General features: G+C 71.5%; 15 protein-coding genes. 6 read left to right on the top strand and 9 right to left on the bottom strand.

The window, feature by feature from the left end; all coding sequences use genetic code 11:
• Positions 1–10: 10 nt before the first annotated feature.
• From ACFZBT_RS02365 to ACFZBT_RS02355, 3 genes are all read right to left on the bottom strand, one after another.
• On the bottom strand, positions 11–634 hold the full coding sequence (locus ACFZBT_RS02365; RefSeq protein ID WP_391097692.1) for a hypothetical protein: 624 nt from the start codon (positions 632–634) through the stop codon (positions 11–13).
• A 210-nt stretch (positions 635–844) separates the two neighbouring features.
• Positions 845–1,465, bottom strand: a complete 621-nt coding sequence (locus tag ACFZBT_RS02360; RefSeq protein WP_391097691.1) for a hypothetical protein — start codon at positions 1,463–1,465, stop codon at positions 845–847.
• Between the two features lie 116 nt (positions 1,466–1,581).
• Positions 1,582–3,858: a glycosyltransferase family 39 protein gene (locus tag ACFZBT_RS02355; RefSeq protein WP_391097690.1), complete on the bottom strand. Its 2,277-nt coding sequence runs from the start codon at positions 3,856–3,858 to the stop codon at positions 1,582–1,584.
• 143 nt (positions 3,859–4,001) lie between these two features.
• Here ACFZBT_RS02355 and ACFZBT_RS02350 point away from each other — a divergent pair, with 143 nt between their 5' ends.
• From ACFZBT_RS02350 to ACFZBT_RS02330, 5 genes are all read left to right on the top strand, one after another.
• On the top strand, positions 4,002–4,853 hold the full coding sequence (locus ACFZBT_RS02350; protein ID WP_391097689.1) for a serine hydrolase: 852 nt from the start codon (positions 4,002–4,004) through the stop codon (positions 4,851–4,853).
• Between the two features lie 53 nt (positions 4,854–4,906).
• The gene (locus ACFZBT_RS02345; protein ID WP_391097688.1) at positions 4,907–5,893 is read left to right on the top strand and encodes an esterase-like activity of phytase family protein; all 987 of its coding nucleotides are present in this window, start codon (positions 4,907–4,909) and stop codon (positions 5,891–5,893) included.
• Between the two features lie 134 nt (positions 5,894–6,027).
• Positions 6,028–9,759, top strand: coding sequence for an ABC transporter transmembrane domain-containing protein (locus tag ACFZBT_RS02340; RefSeq protein ID WP_391097687.1), 3,732 nt, complete (start codon positions 6,028–6,030; stop codon positions 9,757–9,759).
• A 113-nt stretch (positions 9,760–9,872) separates the two neighbouring features.
• Positions 9,873–10,265 carry a hypothetical protein gene (locus ACFZBT_RS02335; RefSeq protein ID WP_391097686.1) on the top strand — a complete coding sequence of 131 codons (393 nt, stop codon included), beginning with the start codon at positions 9,873–9,875 and terminating at the stop codon, positions 10,263–10,265.
• A 98-nt stretch (positions 10,266–10,363) separates the two neighbouring features.
• On the top strand, positions 10,364–11,806 hold the full coding sequence (locus tag ACFZBT_RS02330; protein ID WP_391097685.1) for a S28 family serine protease: 1,443 nt from the start codon (positions 10,364–10,366) through the stop codon (positions 11,804–11,806).
• Positions 11,807–11,831: 25 nt separating this feature from the next.
• Here ACFZBT_RS02330 and ACFZBT_RS02325 read toward each other — a convergent pair whose 3' ends face one another.
• The 5 genes from ACFZBT_RS02325 to ACFZBT_RS02305 form a co-directional block, all read right to left on the bottom strand.
• Positions 11,832–12,485, bottom strand: coding sequence for a hypothetical protein (locus ACFZBT_RS02325; RefSeq protein ID WP_391097684.1), 654 nt, complete (start codon positions 12,483–12,485; stop codon positions 11,832–11,834).
• Between the two features lie 299 nt (positions 12,486–12,784).
• On the bottom strand, positions 12,785–14,629 hold the full coding sequence (locus ACFZBT_RS02320; protein ID WP_391097683.1) for a glycoside hydrolase family 3 N-terminal domain-containing protein: 1,845 nt from the start codon (positions 14,627–14,629) through the stop codon (positions 12,785–12,787).
• A gap of 447 nt (positions 14,630–15,076) precedes the next feature.
• A complete protein-coding gene (locus ACFZBT_RS02315) occupies positions 15,077–15,907 on the bottom strand; it encodes a TIM barrel protein (protein ID WP_391097682.1) in 831 nt (276 codons plus the stop codon).
• Positions 15,904–17,058, bottom strand: a complete 1,155-nt coding sequence (locus tag ACFZBT_RS02310) for a DUF993 family protein (protein ID WP_391097681.1) — start codon at positions 17,056–17,058, stop codon at positions 15,904–15,906. The genes ACFZBT_RS02315 and ACFZBT_RS02310 overlap by 4 nt, the downstream gene beginning before the upstream one ends.
• Entirely contained in the window at positions 17,055–18,206 is a 1,152-nt protein-coding gene (locus tag ACFZBT_RS02305; RefSeq protein WP_391097680.1) for a Gfo/Idh/MocA family oxidoreductase, read from the bottom strand. Before ACFZBT_RS02305 ends, ACFZBT_RS02310 begins: the two co-directional genes overlap by 4 nt.
• 290 nt (positions 18,207–18,496) lie before the next feature.
• On the opposite strand from ACFZBT_RS02305, the gene ACFZBT_RS02300 reads away from it, so the two are divergent.
• Positions 18,497–19,546: a substrate-binding domain-containing protein gene (locus ACFZBT_RS02300; protein ID WP_391097679.1), complete on the top strand. Its 1,050-nt coding sequence runs from the start codon at positions 18,497–18,499 to the stop codon at positions 19,544–19,546.
• A 225-nt stretch (positions 19,547–19,771) separates the two neighbouring features.
• Here ACFZBT_RS02300 and ACFZBT_RS02295 read toward each other — a convergent pair whose 3' ends face one another.
• Positions 19,772–20,344 carry a dihydrofolate reductase family protein gene (locus ACFZBT_RS02295; protein ID WP_391097678.1) on the bottom strand — a complete coding sequence of 191 codons (573 nt, stop codon included), beginning with the start codon at positions 20,342–20,344 and terminating at the stop codon, positions 19,772–19,774.
• Positions 20,345–20,432 lie beyond the last annotated feature (88 nt).

Genomic DNA, 20,432 nt, shown 5'->3' with positions numbered 1-20,432 from the left:
TAGAGGAGATCTAGAGGCCGTCGCGGACCATCGCGGCGACGATGTGGACGTGCCGGTCCGCCGCCGTGGCCGACCACTCGTTGTCGTAGTTCAGGCCGTAGGGCCAGAAGTGCCCGCCGCCGGTGGAGATCTTGGCACCGGAGCCGTCGTACTGCCTGACGAGGGCGGTGGCCTGCCCGCCGGTCCAGGTGCCGCTGCCGCCGAGGCGGGACCAGCCCGAGCTGGTGCCCACGCCGATGGTGTGGGAGATCTCGTGCAGGGCCGTCCGCTCGTTCATGTAGCTGCGGTTGCTGCCGAAGCGGATGGTCCCGTTGATGTTGCCGTCGGCGGTGGGGACGCCCGGCTCGTAGCGGACGGTGAGGGTCTTGCCCAGGTCGCTGAGGTTGTTGTAGCGGGCCACGGCCGCGTTCATGGCCCTGGTGATCAGGTCGTAGGCCGAGCGCTGGTCCTCGGTGGGGTTGCTCGCGCGGACGAGGGACCAGGTGATGGTGGCCGCCGCCGCGCGGTCGCGGGCCGGGGCCGGGGTCGCGGTGGTCTGCGTCTGCGGGGCGGTGGTGGCGGCCTGGGCGGCGACGCCGTGGCCGGCCAGCAGCGCGGCGGCCAAGGCGGCGACGACTGCCTTGCGTGGGCTCATGGGGGATCCTCCTGTGGGGGTGCCGTGACGCGTGGGGGCGAAACTCCGCGGGGCGAAACTTCGTACGGCGTTCGGGATCTCGGACATGCGCGGGTCGTCGGCGGTGTCAGACAGAGGTGGACGAACTTTCTTCGCTGACACGGCAGTTGGGCCCGCTGTCGACCGCAAGTATCCCGATGGGAATGACGGCGTCAAGAGTTCCCGCAGTGGTCAGTGGAACCAGAAGAGGATCGTGTCCGGGTTCGTCCCGAGCTTCCGCGCACTATCCCACTCCTCCGCCTCGAACCGCATGACCTCGACGAACCGGCGGGCCGCGTCGCGGTACCCGGGATCGAGACGGTCGAGCACGGACCCGTAGGCGTCGGCGAGGGCCCCGGCCCGCTGGGCCGGCAGCGTCCCGATGGCCGGCACCGCGTCCCCGGGGTGGGGGAGGCGCAGTGGCGGGCCGCCGAACAGGAACGCGCCGGGGAGCAGGTCGGACGGAACGCCGTGCCGGGCCAGTTCGTCGTCCATGGCGTGGAACCACGACGGCCGCCGCCAGGTGCCGAGGTCGGTCGGATCGGAGAAGTGCGCCGCGACGGCCTGGTAGAAGGCGTAGCTGTACGAGGGGCAGCGGCCGGTGCTCGGGGTGCCCTCGATCAGCTCCGCCAGGGCCTGGGTGATGGAGACGTCGAGGCCGATGCCTTGCTCCCGGAACCGGACGTCGGTCCGCTCGCACTCCGTACGCACCCGGGCGAGCGTGCGCTCCTGCCGCTCGGTCCGCTCCACCGCGGTGAGCAGCCGCACCACCGTCCGCATGTCGCCGGTGCTCATCTCCAGGCAGTGGCCCACGCCCGCGTTTCCCTTCACCCGTTGGCCGGAACTCGGTGTCCATGATCGGGGACAGGGGAACGGCCCCTGACCGACTTCGAGCGGTCGGGGGCCGTTCGTCCGTTCTCGCGCGGGATTCAGCCGACGTCGGACGGGTCCAGACGGTAGATCGCCGACTGGTTCGACTGCGATGAGGAACTGGAGTCCGATTCCGAATCCGAATCCGAATCCGAATCCGAATCCGAGTTCGTGCTCTTGCCGTACTCGCTCTCCTTCACCGCCGTGCCGTGCTTCTGCACCCACGCCGTCACCTCGGAGCTGGCACTGCTGCCACCGCCGGGGCCGCCGCCCATGCCGCCGCCGAGCTGGATGTAGTGCAACTCGCCGCTCTTCACCAGCTCCTTGAGCTTGGCCAGGGTCATCGCCTTGTCGGAGCCGGACCAGCCCCACATGGAGATGACGGGCTCCCCGCTGCTCACGATCAGCTGGGCGGCGCCCTGCGAACTGGACACGGCCAGCAGCCACTTGGCCCCGTCCTGATGCTTCTTCAGATACGAGATGAGCTCGCTGCTCGCGCCGCCGCCCATGCCGCCACCGCCGGGGCCGCCGCCCGTACGGCCGGGCTGGGCGCCCGCTTCGCCCGACTGGCCACCGCTCGTGCCGTTCGGGGGCGTGCCGCCGGTCCCGCCGCTGCCGCCGGTCCCACTGCCGCCGGGGGCCTGCCCGCTCTGCCCGCTCTGCCGGCCCTGTTCGCTCTGTCCGCCGGACGGCATCCCACCACCCGGGAAGCCGCCGCCCGCCTGGGCGTTCCCGCCCTGCTGCGTCCCACCGCCGGGCATCCCCCCACCGCCGGGCCCGCCGGACCCGCCACCGCCCGGGAACCCCCGGCCGCCACCGCGCCCGCCGAAGCCACCGCCCGTCGACGGGCCCGCGGTCGGGTTCGTACCGCCCATGCCGCCGCCCGAACCGGACGGCACCGACCAGGCGTACGCCGCCGGACCCGCCACGGCGGCGACGACCGCCGCCACCACGGATGCCGCCAGCAGCCGTACCCGTGTCCCGGACGCGGACCGGAAGACGAGGAGTCCCACGATCGCCAGCGCCATGACGACGGCGATCGCCGGCCACAGCCAGGTGTTCCAGCCGGAGGCCCGCCGCAGGAGCACGACAGCCCAGACGGCCGTGATGCCCAGGCCCGCCGGCAGCACCCACGCCCACCGCTTGTCGGCACGGAACGCGCGCAGCAGCATCACACCGCCGCCTCCGCACAGCGCCGCGATGCCGGGGGCGAGCGCGGTCGTGTAGTACGGGTGCATCGTGCCCTCGGCGAGGGCGAAGGTCAGGTAGTGCAGGGCCGTCCAGCCGCCCCACAGCAGCAGCGCGGCGCGGGTGAGGTCGGTGCGCGGGGCGCGGCCGCGCAGCACCAGGCCGCCGACGCAGGCGATGGCCGCGAAGGGGATCAGCCAGGAGATCTGGCCGCCGAGGATGTCGTTGAAGAGGCGGCCGAGCCCCGCGGTACCGGAGAAGCCGCCTCCGCCTCCGCCACCGCCGCCTCCGCCGTTGCCCTCGCCCCCGAGGATCCGGCCCAGGCCGTTGTAGCCCATGATCAGGTCCCAGGCCGTGCCGTCCGTCGAACCGCCGATGTAGGGGCGGTCGTCGGCCGGGACGAGCGAGACCGCCGCCGCCCACCAGAAGCTGGAGACGGCCAGGGCGACGCCCGCGACGAGGAGGTTGACGACGCGCTTCACGAGCTTCGGCCTCGCCGCGTACAGGTAGACCGCGAAGACGGCGGGCAGCGCGATGTACCCCTGGAGCATCTTCGTGTTGAAGGCGAGGCCGAAGCAGACCGCGGAGCCGACCAGCGGCAGCAGCCTGCCGTTGTGGACGGCCCGCAGGGTGAGCGCCGCGCCGCCGGCCATCAGGAACACCAGCAGCGTGTCGGGGTTGTTGTCCCGGTTGATGGCGACCGTGATCGGGGTCAGGGCCAGGACCAGCGCGGCCACCGTCGCCGCGCCGTGGCCCCACACCCGCTTCACCGAGGCGTGCACGATCCAGATCGTCGCCAGCGCGACCAGGACCATCGGCAGCATCATCTGCCAGGTGCCGTAGCCGAACACACGGCACGACAGGCCCATGACCATCAGCGCGAACGGCGGCTTGTCGACGGTGAGGAAGTTGCCCGCGTCCAGTGAGCCGAAGAACCACGCCTTCCAGCTCTGCGTGCCGCTGAGCACGGCCGCGCTGTAGAAGCTGTTGAGGCCGGCGCCGGACAGGTTCCAGGAGTAGAGCACCGCGGCCAGGGCGAGGATCGCGAGCAGCGCGGGCAGCGACCAGCGCGGGGCGGCGGCGGTGTCCCGGAGCGAGGCCGAAGGCGGCTCGGCGGTGCGGGGCTGGGTTTCGGTGGCAGATGTCACCCGAGCATGGTGGCCGGCCCTGGTTGGTGGCCGCTGTGCCGAAGCTGGCCGCCGCCTGTGAAACGCACAGCCCCCGGTAACGACTCGTACATGCCTTCCCCAAGGCCTACAACCTTTGCCCCTGGTCCGCGAGTCAAGGGTGTATGACTTCTGGGATATCCCGCCGCGCCAGAGTGCTGGCGGCGGCCGTGGGTACGGGTGTGCTCGTGCCGCTCGTCGCCGCCGCCACGCCCGCCGCCGCCGCCCCGCCGACCGTGACCTGTACGTCCGCCAAGGCCGGCCTCGCCGCCAAGCTGAAGAAGGACATTACCGCCGCGCTCGCCGGCCGCAAGGGCACGGTCGCCGTCGGCCTCCACGACCGCAGCACCAACACCACCTGCACGCTGCGCGCGAGTTCCGCCTACGACTCGGCCAGCGTCGTCAAGGTGACGGTTCTGGCCACCCTGCTCTGGGACGCGAAGAAGACGAACCGGTATCTCACCGACCGCGAGAACACCCTCGCCAAGGCGATGATCACCAAGTCGGACAACGCGGCGACCTCCACCCTGTGGAAGCAGCTCGGCATGACGAAGATCAAGGGCTTCCTCAGCGCCGCCGGCATGACCCAGACCAAGCCCGGCGCGAACGGCTACTGGGGACTGACCCAGATCACCGTCACCGACGAGCAGAAGCTGCTGAAGCTCCTCACCGCCAAGAACGCGGTACTGAGCGACAACTCCCGTTCCTACATCCTGAAGTTGATGGGCCAGGTCGTCTCGTCCCAGCGCTGGGGCACGCCGTACGGGGTGCCCTCGGGCGTCACCGTGGCCGTCAAGAACGGCTGGCTGCAACGCTCCACGAACGGCTGGCGGGTGCACAGCGTCGGCGCGTTCAAGGGCGGCGGCCACGACTATGTGATGACCGTGCTCACCCACGGCAACAGCACCATGAACTACGGCATCGCCACCATCCAGGCCGTGGCCAAGGTCATCCACAAGGACCTGGCGGCGAGCTGACCTTTCACCGCGCGGCCCACCCGGCGTCACCAGCCCGTCCTACGGTGACGCCCATGCCCCTGAGAACCCGCCTCGCCCTTCTCACCGCAGGCCTGACGGCGGCCACCTGCCTGACCGCCGCCGGCCCCGCCCAGGCACACACCCCGCACACCTCGCACGCCTGCTCGCCGTCCGTCTCCATCGACCGCTTCTCCGACGCGCTCGACAAGACGACGTACGAGGACACCTTCGTCGGCAACATCTCCGCGCTCGCGGTCGACAGGGACGGTTCACCGGCCGCCCTGTCCGACCGCTCGTCGCTCTTCCGCCTGGACGCGAGGACGCTGAAGCCCCGCTCCGTCCTCCCGCTCACCGACGAGACCGGGGCGGACCTCGACTCCGAGGGCCTGGTCGTAGACGGCGACGGCACCCGCCTGATCACCTCCGAGACCGAGCCGTCCGTGCGCCGCTACTCCCGCACCGGCGAGCTCCTCGACCGCCTCCCCGTCCCGGACGACCTGCGCGTGACCCCCGCGGGCCGCGCCCGGCCCAACGGCACCTTCGAGGGCCTGACCCTGCTGCCCGGCGGCCGCACCCTGGTCGCCTCCACGGAGTACCCGCTCTCCGGCGACAGCGCCGACACCGTCCGCTTCCAGACCTGGGACCGCCACCGGGGCCACTTCCGGCTCGGACGCCAGTACGCCTACCGCACGGACCCCGGCCTCGGCGTCTCCGAGATCCAGGCCACCCCCGACGGCCGCCTCCTGGTCCTGGAACGCGGCTTCACCTCCGGCGTCGGCAACACGGTCCGCCTCTACCTGGCCGACCCCCGCCGGGCGATGCAGAAAACCCTGCTCACCGACCTCGCCACCTGCCCCACCCTGGGCGCCACGGCCAAGCAGCCCCAGCCGAACCCCCTCCTCGACAACATCGAGGCCATGACGATCACCGGCCGGACGAAGAACACCCTGAAGGTCCTCCTGGCCAGCGACGACAACCAGAACCCGACCCAGACGACCCGCTTCTACTACTTGCGGGTTAGAACAACGCCCTTCCTCTAGGGGCGCGGGGAACTGCGCGATCAACCCCACACCGCCGCACCCGAAGAACAACTGATCCCTCCACGGCGGGATGAAATCCGCCCCCAAACGCGTTGGTGCCTTCCGGCAGCTCAGGACGACTGGAAGGCACCGGTGTGACACCGAAACGGGGATGGGCACGACGACTGTGGGCCTACGCATGGCGCCACCCGAAGGACGTCGTACTCGCCCTCGGCTCCTCCCTGGCGGGCATGGCCGTCATGGCCCTCGTCCCCCTGATCACCAAGGTGATCATCGACGACGTCATCAGCGACCACACCAGGGACATGACCACCTGGGCCGGCCTCCTCATCGCCGCCGCCCTGGTCGTCTACGTCCTCACCTACATCCGCCGCTACTACGGCGGCCGCCTCGCCCTGGACGTCCAGCACGACCTGCGGACGGACATGTACGGCACGATCACCCGGCTCGACGGCCGCCGCCAGGACGAGCTGTCCACCGGCCAGGTCGTCGGCCGGGCCACCAGCGACCTCCAGCTGATCCAGGGCCTGCTGTTCATGCTCCCGATGACCATCGGGAACTTCCTGCTCTTCGCGATCTCCCTGGTGATCATGGCCTGGCTGTCCTGGCCGCTCACCCTCGTCGCCCTCGCCGTCGCCCCCGCCCTCGCGTACATCGCGAAGCGCAGCCGCACCCGGCTGCACCCCTCCACCTGGTACGCCCAGGCCCAGGCCGCCGCCGTCGCGGGCGTGGTCGACGGCGCCGTCAGCGGCGTACGCGTGGTGAAGGGCTTCGGGCAGGAGGAGCAGGAGACCGGCAAGCTGAGGGAGGTCGGCCGCAGGCTCTTCGCGGGCCGGCTGCGCACCATCCGCCTGAACTCGGTCTACACCCCGGCCCTCCAGTCCGTCCCCGCCCTCGGCCAGGTCGCGATGCTGGCCCTCGGCGGCTGGCTGGCGGTCCGCGGGCACATCACGCTCGGCACGTTCGTCGCCTTCTCGACCTACCTCGCCCAGCTGGTCGGCCCGGTCCGCATGCTCGCCATGGTCCTCACCGTCGGGCAGCAGGCCCGGGCCGGCAGCGAGCGGGTCCTGGAGCTGATCGACACCGAGCCCTCGCTCCGGGACGGCTCCAAGGACCTCCCCGCCGACGCCCCCGCGACGGTCGAGTTCGACGACGTCTCCTTCGGTTATGAGTCCGCCGACGGCAAGACCAGCCCCGTCCTCGACGGGCTCTCCTTCGAGATCCGCCCCGGCGAGACCCTCGCCGTCGTCGGCTCCTCCGGCTCCGGCAAGTCCACCGTCTCCCTCCTCCTGCCGCGCTTCTACGACGTCACCCGCGGCGCCGTCCTGGTCGGCGGCCACGACGTGCGCGAGCTGACCCTGGAATCGCTGCGGTCCGCGATCGGGCTGGTCCCGGAGGACTCGTTCCTCTTCTCCGACACGGTCCGCAACAACATCGCCTACGGCCGCCCGGACGCCACCCAGGAGGAGATCGAGAAGGCCGCCCGAGCCGCCCAGGCGGACCGTTTCATCAGTGAACTCCCCGACGGCTACGACACCACCGTCGGCGAGCACGGCCTCACCCTCTCCGGCGGCCAGCGCCAGCGCGTCGCCCTCGCCCGCGCGATCCTCACCGACCCGCGCCTGCTCGTCCTGGACGACGCCACCTCCGCCGTGGACGCCCGGGTCGAGCACGAGATCCACGAGGCCCTCAAGGGCGTCATGCGGGGCCGTACGACCCTGCTGATCGCGCACCGCCGCTCCACCCTGAACCTCGCCGACCGCATCGCCGTCCTGGACGGCGGCCGCCTCGCCGACCTCGGCACCCACGACGAACTCCAGCGCCGTTCCGCCCTCTACCGGCGGCTGCTCACCGACCCCGACGAGCTGGGCGCGGTCTCCCCGGGCCACACCCAGCCCGTCTGTCCCCAGGAGGACACCTCCGTACGGGACGAGCTGGACGCGGAGTTCGACGCCGAGCGCGGCGTCACCCCACGGCTGTGGACCGGCGACCGGGAGCGCAAGGACCCGGCCCTCGCGGAGAGCCCCGCCACCCCCGAGCTCCTCGCCCAGGTCGAGGCGCTGCCCCCGGCCACCGACGTCCCCGACATCGACGAGTCGCGTGCCGTCCAGCCCGAGGAGTCCTACGGCCTGCGCCGCCTGCTGCGCGGCTTCGGGCTGCCGCTGCTGGTCAGCCTCGCCCTGGTCGCCACCGACGCCGGCATGGGCCTGCTGCTGCCCGTGCTGATCCGGCACGGCATCGACTCCGGCGTCACACAGGCCGCACTCGGTGCCGTCTGGGCGGCCGCCCTGCTCGGGCTGCTCACGGTCGTCGTGCAGTGGGCGGCGCAGATCGGCGAGACCCGGATGACCGGCCGTACCGGCGAGCGGGTCCTGTACTCGCTCCGGCTGAAGATCTTCGCTCAGCTCCAGCGCCTCGGGCTCGACTACTACGAGCGGGAGCTGACCGGCCGGATCATGACCCGGATGACGACCGACGTCGACGCGCTGTCGACGTTCCTCCAGACGGGCCTGGTCACCGCCTTCGTCTCGGTCGTCACCTTCTTCGGCATCATGGTCGCCCTGCTGGTGATCGACGTACAGCTCGCGCTGGTCGTCTTCGCGACGCTGCCGCTGCTGATCATCGCCACGTTCTTCTTCCGCCGGGCGAGCGTGAAGGCGTACGAACTGGCCCGTGAGCGGGTGTCGGTGGTCAACGCCGACCTCCAGGAGTCGGTGGCGGGGCTGCGGATCGTGCAGGCGTTCCGGCGCGAGCGGGACGGCGGCCGGCGGTTCTCCGAGCGCAGTGCCGACTACCGCCAGGCGCGCATCCGGGGCCAGTGGCTGATCTCGGTCTACTTCCCGTTCGTGCAGTTCCTGTCGTCGGTGGCGGCGGCGGCCGTGCTGATCGTGGGCGGCGCCCGGGTCGACGACGGCACGCTGGCGATCGGCTCGCTGGTGGCGTACCTGCTCTACATCGACCTGTTCTTCGCGCCCGTGCAGCAGCTCTCCCAGGTCTTCGACGGCTACCAGCAGGCGACCGTCTCGCTGGGCCGCATCCAGGAGCTGCTCCGGGAGCCGACGTCGACGAAGTCCGCCGACGAACCCCTGGAGGTCCTCTCCCTGCGCGGCGAGATCGCCTTCGAGGACGTGCACTTCGCCTATGGCGACGACGAAGAGGCTTTGGGCGGAGTCGACCTGCGCATCCCGGCCGGGCAGACCGTCGCCTTCGTCGGCGAGACCGGCGCCGGGAAGTCGACCCTGGTCAAGCTCGTGGCCCGCTTCTACGACCCGACCGGCGGCCGGGTCACCGTCGACGGCACCGACCTGCGGGACCTCGACCTCACCTCGTACCGGCACCGTCTGGGGGTCGTCCCGCAGGAGGCGTACCTCTTCCAGGGCACCGTCCGCGACGCCATCGCCTACGGCCGCCCGGACGCCACCGACGCCGAGGTCGAGGCGGCGGCCCGCGCGGTCGGCGCGCACGACATGATCGCCACGCTGGAGGGCGGCTACCTCCACGAGGTCGCCGAGCGCGGCCGCAACCTGTCCGCCGGGCAGCGCCAGCTGATCGCCCTGGCCCGTGCCGAGCTGGTCGACCCGGACGTCCTGCTCCTCGACGAGGCGACGGCCGCCCTGGACCTGGCCACGGAGGCCCAGGTCAACCAGGCCACCGACCGTCTCGCGGGCCGCCGTACGACCCTCGTCGTCGCCCACCGCCTCACCACCGCCGCCCGCGCCGACCGGGTCGTCGTCATGGACCACGGCGGGGTCGCCGAGGACGGCACGCACGACGAGCTGCTCGCGCGCGGCGGCCGGTACGCCGACCTGTGGCGGACGTTCATCGGCGCCGCCGAGCCGGAGGAACCGGTCGGGGCGTCCCGCTGACGGGCACCCGGCGCGGGCGTCCTCGTCACAGTCGTGCAACCGTCCGGCATACGTCATGCGTCCGTACAGCCGTACGCCGATGGTCGCGCACGACGCGGTACGGGAGGACAACAGTGGACAGTGGAGCGATACGCAGGCGGCTCGCGCTCGGCCTGGCCGTGCTGACCGCCTCCGGCTTGCTCGCCGTGGCGGCACCGGGCGAGGCGCAGGCCGCCTCCAGCGCACCCTGCCCCGGCCGCAAGGTCCGCACCCTGCCGTTCTCCACCGGGGTCGTGCTCGTCTACAAGCGCGGCGGCTACGTCTGCGCCGTGACCGTGACCAGGAAGCCCGGCGTGAAGAAGAAGATGTCGGTGAGCGTGCAGGCGCGCGGCAACCGCCCGGTCGTCGACGAGGGCAGGTACGCCTACCTCGCCGGCCCGGTCACGGTGCACGCCGGGCGCCGCTGCGTCTGGCTCAAGGGCAAGGTCGGCCCCAAGTCCGTCAGCACCGGCTGGATCCTCTGCTGAATCCCCGCCCGCGCACAGGGTTTTCCCTATGTCCCCTGGTGCTTAGGTGAGTTGGTCCGCTAGCTTCCGGCGCACATCTGTCTCACAGGGGAGTGCGCATGCGCAAGGCGCTCAGATGGCTGCTGGCGCTCACGGTGCTCATAGGCACACTGGGCACGGCGTCAGCGGCCACCGCCGCCGAGCCGGAGGCCACCGGCACCGGCAGCACCACTGACATCAAGGAGAGGCTGCTCTCCATCCCGGGCATGAGCCTGGTCGAGGAGAAGCCGTACACCGGTTACCGCTTCTTCGTCCTGAACTACACGCAGCCGGTCGACCACCGGAAGCCGTCCAAGGGCACGTTCCAGCAGCGCATCACCGTGCTGCACAAGGACGTCGCCCGCCCGACGGTGTTCTTCACCAGCGGCTACAACGTCTCCACGACGCCCCGCCGCAGCGAGCCCACCCAGATCGTGGACGGCAACCAGGTCTCCCTGGAGTACCGCTTCTTCACCCCGTCCCGCCCCGACCCGGCCGACTGGTCCAAGCTGGACATCTGGCAGGCCGCCAGCGACCAGCACCGCGTCTTCAAGGCCCTGAAGAGCGTCTACGCCAAGAAGTGGCTCTCCACGGGCGGTTCGAAGGGCGGCATGACCGCCACCTACTACGAGCGCTTCTACCCGCGTGACATGGACGGCGTCGTCGCCTACGTCGCCCCCAACGACGTCGTGAACGACCGGGACGCGGCCTACGACCGCTTCTTCGCCCGCGTCGGCACCAAGGAGTGCCGCGACCGGCTGAACGGCGTGCAGCGCGAGGCTCTGGTCCGCCGCGAGCCGCTGGAGAAGAAGTACGCGGCCTACGCGCAGGACAACGGCCTCACCTTCGAGACCATCGGCAGCCTCGACAAGGCCTACGAGGCGACCGTCCTCGACTACGTGTGGGGCTTCTGGCAGTACAGCCTGCTGAAGGACTGCGACCAGATCCCGGCCGACGCGAAGAACGCCACCGACGACGAGATCTGGGACTCCGTCGACACGATCGCCGGCTTCTCCGCCTACGCCGACCAGGGCCTGACCACCTACACGCCGTACTACTACCAGGCCGGCACGCAGCTGGGCGCGCCGACGATCCACTTCCCGCACATCGAGAAGAAGTACATCCGCTACGGCTACCAGCCGCCGCGCAACTTCGTCCCGCGTGACATCCCCATGAAGTTCCAGCCGGGGGCGATGCGGGACGTCGACACCTGGGTCCGGCACAACGCCCGCCACATGCTCTTCGTCAACGGCCAGAACGACCCGTGGAGCGCGGAGCCGTTCCGCGTCGGCAAGGGCGCGAAGGACTCCTACGTCATGACCGCTCCGGGCATGAACCACGGAGCCAACGTCGCGGGCCTCGAGCCCGAGCAGAAGGCCCTCGCCACCGCCCGCATCCTCGACTGGGCCGGTGTCGCCTCCACCGCGGTACAGGCCGACCCGCAGGCGGCGAAGCCGCTGGCGAAGTTCGACGCCAAGCTGGACAAGCGGGAGACACAGCGTGAGATGACGCTGCGTCCGTAACCCGGCGGGTGCGCCCGGCCGCCGCTCACAGCGGCCGGGCGCACCCCACCGGCCGTTCGCCGCCCAGCCGGACGTACAGCGCGGTCGAGGCGGGGCAGTCGGCCCGTCCGGTGACCGCCCGGGTCACCCGGTACTCCGGCTTCCGCTCGCCCGTCCCGTCGCACGCGGTCTCGCGGACCTGCCCGTCGCCGGAGCCGTAGACGCAGTCGCCGACGATGGTGCGGGGGCCGCCCCCGCCGCCCGGGTCGCCGGGGTGCGGCGGCTGGAGGTTGCGCATACAGGCGTAGCCGCGCGGCACCGCCCCGTCGCCGTCCTCGTCGGACGCGGGCCGCTGCTCACTGATGTGCAGCACGAAGTCGGTGGTCCGCGGGCAGCGCGGTCCGTCACGCACCGCGCCGTCGTGCCGCGCCACGACCCGCGCCGCCGCCCGCTCACCGGCGCACGACACCTCGGTGAAGCTCGTCGTACCGAACGAACTGCACTCGTCGACCGCGAGGAACACCGCCCCGTACCCGGACGGCCGGGTCGCCGACGGCGAGACCGCGGTACTCGTCCCCGTCGCCGGTCCGCCCAGCCGGCCGTCCTGCGCCACCCCCGCCGACGGACTCTGACACCCGGCCAGCAGCGCGACCAGCAGAACCAGCCCGCTCACCACCCCCGCCGAACCCGTGTTGCGCATTGCCGTCCCCCTGAGTGCTCAGGGCCTGCCGTTCCGATCAGGCCGCGGACGCGGGGTCTGGCACGCACATCTGCCGCGTTGTCGTCGGTCGCCGAAGCTCCGCTTCGACTCCCTCCTCCGCCTTGCAGCTGCACGCACCAGACCCCGCTCACCGGCGCTGACGAGAAACCGCCAGTTCCCTGCGACCTGATCCAAACGACAGGCCCTGCCCCAGCGTGACCCGTGATCGCGGGCGCACGCCAGGGACATGGGAGGGTTTGCGCCCTTCGGGGGTAGTGCGCCCGGTCCGTGGCGTACGTCTAGTACGACAGACCGTGTCCGACCGGGTACAGCACCTGCTCCGGATCATCCGCCCGCTGTACGTCGACCGGCAGTTTCCCGCGTGGCTTCACCCGGCCCGCGATCACCCGTGCGGCGGCCCGCAGTTCGACGTCCGTCCAGGAGTAGGCGGCGAGACAGGCCGGGACGGATGGGAGCTGGGCGATGTCGTAGGGATTGCGGATCGCGACCGCCACGATCGGTCTCCCGGTCGCCACGAGCTGCTCGACCAGCGCCTTCTGGCTGCTGCCCGCCGTGACGTTGTACGTGGCGGCCACCACCGCGTCCGCGTCCCGCGCGGCCGCGACCGCCTTGGCGATGGTCGTCGCCGAGGGGGCGGTACCGGTCGACAGGGCGGTGGCGGTGAAGCCGAGTTCCGACAGCGCGCCCGCGAGCACGCCCGTGGGCGGACCGGTCGTCCCCGACGGCGACGCCGGATCGGCTCCGACCACGAGCACCTTGGGGTGGCGGCGCCGGGACAGCGGCAGCAGCCGGTCCTCGTTGACGAGCAGGGTGGTCGTCCGCTCGGCGATCCGGTCGGCCGTCCTCAGGTGCGTGCGGATGCCGACGGTCCGGTCGACGCCGCCCTGACTGACGTACGGCGAACGGAACAGCCCGAGCCTCGCCTTCAGCCGCAGCACCCGCAGGATCGATTCGTCGAGCCGGGCCTCCGTCAGCTCACCTTGCCGCACGGCCGTCAGGACGGCGTTCCAGGCCAGGTCCAGATTCGGCGGGTTGAGCAGCTGGTCCACGCCCGCCTTCAGCGCGAGCACCGGCACCCGGGCGTCGCCGTACTTGGTCCGTACGCCCTGCATGCCGAGGGAGTCGGTCACCACGACCCCGTCGTAGCCGAGCCGCTCGCGCAGGATGCCGGTGAGGATGGGGCGGGAGAGGGTGGCGGGGTCGCCGGAGTCGTCGAGGGCTGGGACCATCAGATGAGCGGTCATGATCGAGTCGATGCCCGCGGCGATCGCCGCCCGGAACGGCGGTGCGTCCAGCTTCTCCCACAGCTCCCGGCTGTGCGTGATGGTGGGGAAGCCGGTGTGGCTGTCGACGTTGGTGTCCCCGTGCCCCGGGAAGTGCTTGGCGGTGGCGGCGACCCCGGAGCCCTGGTACCCGGCGACCTCGGCGGCCACCAGCGCGGCGACGGCCCGCGGTTCGGCACCGAAGGACCGTACGCCGATGACGGGGTTGGCCGGGTTGACGTTCACGTCGGCGACGGGGGAGTAGTCCTGCCGGATGCCCATCGCCCGCAGCTCGGCGCCCGCGATCCGGCCGAGGGTGCGCGCGTCGGACCTCGACCCGCCCGCGCCGACGGCCATGGCGCCCGGGAAGAGCGTCGCGGGCTTCCCGACCCGGGCCACGATCCCGTGCTCCTGGTCGGTGGAGATGAGCACCGGCAGCCCGCGGGGCAGTCCCAGGGAGGCCCGCTGGATGCCGTTGGACAGGTCGGCGATCTGGTGCGGATCGCGGGTGTTGTGCGCCCAGGCGAAGTAGATGATGCCGCCGACCCGGTACCTCGCCACCAGCTCGGCGGCCGTACGGACCCCGATCTCCTTGAGGTTGGCGTCGATGTCGGCCTGGTCGGGGGCGGTGGCGGAGTGGCCGTAGACCCGCATCACGAAGAGCTGGCCGACCTTCTCCTCCAGCGTCATCCGCGAGATGTGAGCGCGCAGTCGCCTGTCGTCCGGAGAGCCGGAGGAGCCGGAGGCGTACGAGGGCCCGGCGGCCGCGAGAGCGGCGGTGACGCCGGCGGTGGCGGCGAGAACGGTGCGTCTGGAGGGCTGTGCGGTGCTTCCCGTGCTTCCCGTGCCGGTGTCGTGCACGTGCGCTCCTTCCGGAGGTGATCCTCTCGGATCCGCTGAAGGAAACTTCCAAGAAGTCAGCAATAACGGGGAAGTTTCTGCCAGTCAAGGGAACGCGCAGGGGGCGCCACCGGCGCGGTTGGAGGGGGACGCGCCGGTGGCGGTGGGGCCCGCCGGCCGCGGTACGGCGGAGAGGGTGGTCAGCGATCGCAGCCAGCAGCGAGGGCCGACACCGCACCGTGGTGACTCTCCGGCGGTTTGTGCGTTGGACGGCCCGGATCCGGATCGGGTTCCCGGCGCGGGCCGGATTTCCGGAAGTCGGTGATCGAGGTGAACGGGTGGTTCGACGGGGCGTGTGAGCCGACGTTGCGGGGCGTGTGAGCCGACGCTTCCGGCCACCCGCCGGTACGGCCGCTGCCCCGCCCGGAGCATCCGGGCGGGGCAGCGTGTGAAGGGGGCAGGGCTGGGTCACAAGGTGTGCTCGACGAACCTCGCCGCCGTCTCGGCCAGCACCTCGCGGCCGTCCCGGGCCCACAGACCGTCGTTGAACAGCTCCACTTCGATGGCGCCGGTGTACCCGGCGTCTTCCACGTAGCGTTGCCACTCCCGCATGTCGATCGCGCCGTCACCGATCTGGCCCCGGCCCGTCAGCACGCCCTCCGGCAGGGGAGTCGTCCAGTCGGCGAGCTGGAAGGTGTGGATACGGCCGGACGCGCCCGCCCGGGCGATCTGCGCGGGAGCCGTGTCGTCCCACCAGATGTGGTACGTGTCGACGGTGACCCCGACCTGCTGGGCGGGGAACCGTTCGGCCAGGTCCAGGGCCTGCGCCAGCGTCGACACCACGCAGCGGTCGGAGGCGTACATCGGGTGCAGCGGCTCGATGGCCAGGCGTACGCCGTGCTCCTCGGCGTACGGCCCCAGTTCCGCCAGCGCGTCCGCGATCCGCTCCCGCGCCCCGTGCAGATCCTTCGAGCCGGCCGGGAGGCCGCCCGAGACCAGGACCAGCGTGTCCGTGCCGAGCGCCGCCGCCTCGTCGATCGCGCGGCGGTTGTCGGCCAGGGCCTCGGCCCGCTCCCGCGGGTCGATCGCCGTGAAGAAGCCGCCCCGGCACAACGTCGTCACCGTCAGGCCCGCGTCCCGGACCAGCTTGGCCGTGGCCTCCAAGCCGTACGACTGGACCGGCTCGCGCCACAGGCCGACGTTGACGACGCCCGACTCGCGGCAGGCGTCGACCAGTTCCGGCATCGACAGCTGCTTGACCGTCATCTGGTTGATGGAGAAACGCGCGAGCTCCGTCACTGGTTCACCCCGTACAGGGACAGCAGGTTCTTCATCCGCTCCTGCGCCAGCTTGGGATCGGGGAACAGGCCGAGACCGTCGGCGAGTTCGTACGCCCTCGCGAAGTGCGGGAGCGAGCGGGCCGACTGCAGGCCGCCGACCATCGTGAAGTGGGACTGGTGGCCCGCCAGCCAGGCCAGGAACACCACGCCCGTCTTGTAGAAGCGGGTCGGGGTCTGGAAGAGGTGGCGGGAGAGCTCGACCGTCGGGTCGAGGAGTGCGCGGAATCCCGCGACGTCCCCGGTGTCCAGCACCCGGACCGCCTCCGCCGCCAGCGGCCCCAGCGGGTCGAAGATGCCGAGCAGGGCGTGGCTGAAGCCCTGTTCGTCGCCCGCGATCAGCTCCGGGTAGTTGAAGTCGTCGCCGGTGTAGCAGCGCACCCCGTCGGGGAGCCGGCGGCGCAGATCGACCTCGCGCCGGGCGTCCAGCAGGGAGACCTTGATGCCGTCGACCTTGTCGGGGTGCGCCGAGATCACTTCAAGGAAGGTGTCCGTGGCCGCGTCCAGGTCGGACGACCCCCAGTAGCCCTCCAGCGCCGGGTCGAACATCGGGCCCAGCCAGTGCAGGACGACCGGCTCGGCGGACTGGCGGAGCAGCCGGCCGTAGACCTCGAGGTAGTCCTCGGGGCCCGAGGCGGCCGCCGCGAGCGCCCGGGACGCCATCAGGATGGCCTGTGCGCCGGACTGTTCCACGAGCGCGAGCTGCTCCTCGTAGGCCGCGCGGACCTCGGCGAGGGACGCCGGGCCGGTGAGCTGGTCGGTGCCCACGCCGCAGGCGATACGACCGCCCACCGCCTTGGCCTCGGCGGCCGACCGGCGGATCAGCTCCGCCGCGCCCGCCCAGTCCAGGCCCATGCCGCGCTGCGCCGTGTCCATGGCCTCGGCGACCCCCAGCCCGTGCGACCACAGATGGCGGCGGAAGGCGAGGGTGGCGTCCCAGTCGACGGCGGCGGGCGAGTCGGGGGACACGTCCGCGAACGGGTCGGCGACGACATGCGCGGCCGAGAAGACCGTGCGGGAGGTGAACGGGGAACCGGTGGTGACGGCGAGCGGTTCCTGCCGGGGCTCGTACGCCCTCAAGGCACCGCTCGCGTCCGGGAGCTGGATGGTCACAGGCCGATCTCCGGTACGTCGATACGACGGCCCTCGGCCGAGGACGCGAGACCCAGCTCGGCGAGCTGGACACCGCGGGCGCCGGCCAGCAGGTCCCAGTGGTAGGGCGCGTCGGCGTAGACGTGCTTCAGGAACAGCTCCCACTGGGCCTTGAAGCCGTTGTCGAACTCGGCGTTGTCCGGGACCTCCTGCCACTGGTCGCGGAAGACCTCCGTGGCGGGGATGTCCGGGTTCCAGACCGGCTTGGGGGTGGCGCTGCGGTGCTGGGCACGGCAGTTCCTGAGTCCGGCCACGGCCGAGCCCTCCGTGCCGTCCACCTGGAACTCCACCAGCTCGTCGCGGTTGACGCGCACGGCCCAGGAGGAGTTGATCTGGGCGATCGCGCCGCCCTCCAGTTCGAAGATGCCGTACGCGGCGTCGTCGGCGGTGGCGTCGTACGGCTTGCCGTTCTCGTCCCAGCGCTGCGGGATGTGGGTGGCGGTGAGGGCCTGGACGGACTTCACGCGGCCGAACAGCTCGTGGAGCACGTACTCCCAGTGCGGGAACATGTCGACGACGATGCCGCCGCCGTCCTCGGCACGGTAGTTCCAGGACGGGCGCTGGGCGTCCTGCCAGTCGCCCTCGAAGACCCAGTAGCCGAACTCGCCGCGCACGGACAGGATCCGGCCGAAGAAGCCGCCGTCGATGAGGCGCTTCAGCTTCAGCAGGCCGGGGAGGAAGAGCTTGTCCTGGACGACGCCGTGCTTGATGCCGGCCTCGTCGGCCAGCCGGGCGAGGGCGAGCGCGCCGTCGAGACCGGTGGCGGTCGGCTTCTCGGTGTAGATGTGCTTGCCGGCCGCGATCGCCTTCTTCAGGGCCTCCTCGCGGGCGGAGGTGACCTGCGCGTCGAAGTAGATGTCCACGGTCTCGTCGGCGAGGACCGCGTCCACGTCCGTCGACCAGTGCTCCAGCCCGTGCTGCTCGGCCATCGCCTTCAGCGCGTGCTCGCGGCGGCCGACCAGGATCGGCTCGGGCCACAGCACGGTGCCGTCGCCGAGGTCGAGGCCGCCCTGCTCGCGCAGGGCGAGGATGGAGCGGACCAGGTGCTGGCGATAGCCCATGCGCCCGGTCACGCCGTTCATGGCGATACGCACCGTCTTGCGTGTCACGTCGTTCCCTTCGTACGCGGTCGTCGCGCCGCGTACGCCCACTGGTGAGCGTTGCAGCAAGCGCTTTCTACATACGGAGAAGCTAGCCTCTGAACCGTGGTCTGGACAAGACCGTGACCAGGACGAGTTGTTCGAGGGGGCGAACAACCGGGGGCCGGGGGCTTAAGGTCTGCTCGGAACCTTGGCCAAGGATTAGACGAGGCCAGGGCTTCCGACCTGCTCGGAACCGTTCTCATGGGTCCGGGTGTGTACAAGGGCGACGACAAGACGCGTGACCGGAGGACGACGACATGACGGTGACCCTGGCGGACGTGGCGGCCCGCGCGCAGGTCTCGCCCGCGACGGTGTCGCGCGTGCTGAACGGGAACTATCCCGTCGCCGCCTCCACCCGCGAGCGGGTGCTGAAGGCCGTGGACGAGCTGGACTATGTGCTCAACGGGCCCGCGAGCGCCCTGGCCGCCGCCACCTCCGACCTGGTCGGGATCCTGGTGAACGACATCGCCGACCCCTTCTTCGGGATCATGGCGAGCGCGATCCAGGCCGAGATCGGCGGCCCGGGCGGCCGAGCGGGCGGGGAGAGACTCGCGGTGGTCTGCAACACGGGCGGCTCCCCGGAGCGGGAGCTGACGTACCTCACGCTGCTGCAGCGGCAGCGTGCGGCGGCCGTGGTGCTGACCGGCGGGGCGATCGAGGACGCGGCGCACCAGACGGCGATGGACACGAAGGTGCGCAAGCTCGCGGAGGCGGGGACGCGGGTGGTGCTGTGCGGGCGGCCGCCGGCTCCGGACACCGGGGCGGTCGCGCTGACCTTCGACAACCGCGGGGGCGGGCAGGAACTCACCGAGCACCTGATCGGCCTCGGCCACCGGCGGCTCGGCTACATCGCGGGCCCCGAGGAGCGCACCACGACCCGCCACCGCCTGGAGGGCCACCGGGCCGCGCTCGCCGCGCACGGCATCGAGGAGGACCCCCGGTGGACGGTGCACGGGCGCTACGACCGCAGGTCCGGCTACGAGGCGACGCTGGAGCTGCTGCGGCGTGACCCGTCGCTGACGGCGGTCGTCGCCGCGAACGACTCCGTCGCGCTCGGGGCGTGCGCGGCGCTGCGCGACTCCGGGCTGCGGATTCCGGAGGACGTGTCGGTGGCGGGCTTCGACGACCTGCCCTTCAGCATCGACGCGGTGCCTTCGCTGACGACGGTGCGGTTGCCGTTGGCGGAGGCCGGGGCGCGGGCCGGGCGGATCGCGATGGGGCGGGAGGAGGCGCCGCCCGGGGGGATCGCTTCGGTACGGGGGGAGTTGATGGTGCGGGGGTCCTCCGGGGTGCCGCGGGTTTCCTAGTCTGGGCGTCGCTGCCCGGGCCTGCTGGGGGTTGCCGCCCCCAGGCCCCCGCTTCGGCCTGAACGGCCTCGTCCTCAATCGCCGGACGGGCTGAGACGTGGCTGATCGGCGTTGACGGGTGGGGCCGGCATGCCACGGGCCCCACCCCCACTCCGCTCCGAACGGCAGCGTCCTCATGCTGCCCCGCCCCCGGGGACGTCCCCGTGCCGAGCGCGCGGCGCCTCGTCAGCGGACGACGTCGAAGACGTTCTTCTGCAGACCGTTGGCGTAGGCCTCGTGCTCGACGAGCCGCAGCTTCTGGGCGTCCTTGTCCGTGCTGCTGAAGAGCCGCTTGCCCGCGCCGAGCAGCAGCGGGAAGACGAGCAGGTGGTAGCGGTCGATCAGGCCGGCGTCGGAAAGGGCCTGGTTGAGGGAGGCGCTGCCGTGGACGATGATCGGGCCGCCCTCCGTCTCCTTCAACGCGGCGACGTCGTCGAGCGACCGCAGGATCCTCGTCTCCCCCCAGTTCTTCACGAGCTGCTCCTCGGCGAGGGTCGTGGAGACGACGTACTTCGGCATCGCGTTGTAGTCGGCGAATTCCTCCATGTCGGGCCACACCGGACTGAACGCCTCATAGCTGGTGCGGCCCATCATCATCGCGGCGGCTTCCCGCTGTTCCCGGTCCTTGATCTCGTACGCCTCGGGCAGGAACTCGGCGTGCTTGAAGGTCCAGCCGGTGTTCCGGTAGCCGGGCTCGCCACCCGGGGCCTCCACGACGCCGTCGAGCGAGATGAACGCGGTACTGATCAGGGTGCGCATCGCGGGTTCCTCGGTCTCTCATGTGGGTTCTCGGCGGACTTCGTCCGTGCGTGCTTCCACGACACTCGCTGCCGCGGCGCACGAACAC

Origin of the sequence: Streptomyces sp. NPDC008137 (assembly GCF_042957035.1) — a bacterium.
Lineage (GTDB): Bacteria > Actinomycetota > Actinomycetes > Streptomycetales > Streptomycetaceae > Streptomyces.
The sequence above is the reverse complement of the archived record's forward strand: the minus strand, read 5'-3'. Positions and strand labels throughout refer to the sequence as shown.